This window comes from Aquabacterium sp. UBA2148 (assembly GCF_002328915.1).
Classification (GTDB): domain Bacteria; phylum Pseudomonadota; class Gammaproteobacteria; order Burkholderiales; family Burkholderiaceae_C; genus Aquabacterium; species Aquabacterium parvum.
Window position 1 is genome coordinate 1 of sequence record NZ_DCXA01000313.1, and the last position, 1,481, is coordinate 1,481.

General features: G+C 68.3%; 2 protein-coding genes. One reads left to right on the forward strand and one right to left on the reverse strand.

Annotated features, from left to right (window positions below; translation table 11 throughout):
- A partial coding sequence (locus B2W70_RS17560; RefSeq protein WP_286747773.1) for a pseudouridine synthase occupies window positions 1-696 on the reverse strand: 696 nt, incomplete at its 3' end.
- A 114-nt stretch (window positions 697-810) separates the two neighbouring features.
- Between B2W70_RS17560 and B2W70_RS17565 the strand changes: the two genes are divergently transcribed.
- Window positions 811-1,481: MBL fold metallo-hydrolase (locus B2W70_RS17565; protein ID WP_286747775.1), on the forward strand; the 671-nt coding region annotated here is incomplete at its 3' end.

Genomic DNA, 1,481 nt, shown 5'->3' on the forward strand with positions numbered 1-1,481 from the left:
CGCCAGCCGCCCGATGCTGCTGCGATGCAGGCCTTCGACCCGGTTGCCCACAGCTGCCACCATGCGCTTGACCTGGTGGTATTTGCCCTGCAGCAGGGTCAGGCGCAGGTGCAGAGTGTCGGTGGCCGCATCGGCCGGGGCGCCGTCGGGCAGCACCCGCTCGGCAGCGTGGGCCGCCACGGGCGCCGGGTCGTCGTCCAGCACCACACCCTTGAGCAGCTTCTCGCACATGGCCTGGTTGACGGGGTGCTTGCAGGTCACTTCGTAGACCTTGGGCACGTTCTTCTTGGGCGAGGTCAGCTTGTGCAGCAGCGGGCCGTCGTCGGTCAGCAGCAACAGGCCGGTGGTGTCCTGGTCGAGCCGGCCCACAGGCTGCAGACCACGGCGGCGCAATGGCACGGGCAGCAGGTTGTGCACGCCGGGCCAAGCGCCGGGCTTGAGCGAACATTCGTAGCCTGCGGGCTTGTGCAGCATCACCAGGGCTTGAACGTGCGTCACCCAGGGCTGGCCATCGACCACGAGGTTCAGTCGGTCAGCCGGGTAGGCTGCGTCCGGGTCGTCCACCGTCTCGCCTTCGACCTGCACCAGGCCCTTGAGGATCAGGCCGTCACACACCCGGCGCTCGCCAAAGCCCTGGTCGAAGAGGATGTCGGCAAGGTGCTGGTGGCCGGCAGGCAGGCGGGTACGGCGGGACATGGGGCAGGCGGTTTGGCAAAAAAGATGACGCGACAAGGGACGGCGCGAGGGCGCTGGTCAAGCCGACATTGTGCTGCCATGATGCGCACGCACCGTCTCCAGAAGCAGCAAACCATGCGCATCCACCACCTCAACTGCGGCTCCATGTGCCCGATCGGCAAGCGATTGATCAACGGCGAAGGCGGCTGGCTGGCATCGGCGCACATGTGCTGTCACTGCCTGCTCATCGAAGGCCGCAACGGCCTGACCCTGGTCGACACCGGCCTGGGCACCGGCGACGTGACCGACCCGCGGCGCCTGGGCATGCCCTTTGTGAACGTGGTGCGCCCGCGCCTGCTGATGCAGGAGACGGCCATCCAGCAGATCCGCGACCTGGGGCTGGATCCGCGCGACGTGCGCCACATCGTGCCCACGCACCTGGACCTCGACCACGCGGGCGGCCTGGGCGATTTCCCCGGCGCTCACGTGCACGTCTACAAAACCGAACTCGACGCCGCCATGGCGCGCAGCAACTTCCGCGAACGCGACCGCTACATCCCGGCCCAGTGGGCCCATGGCCCGAAGTGGTCGCCGCGCGAGGTCACGGGCGAGAGCTGGTTCGGATTCGACGCCGTGCGCGCCCTGCCAGACACCGACGAAGAGGTGCTGCTGGTGCCCCTGACCGGCCACACGCGAGGCCACTGCGGCGTGGCCGTGCGCACCGACCGGGGTTGGCTTCTGCACTGTGGCGACGCTTACTTCTTCCGAGGTGAGATGGAGCCCGAGCCGCACTGCCCCATCGGCTT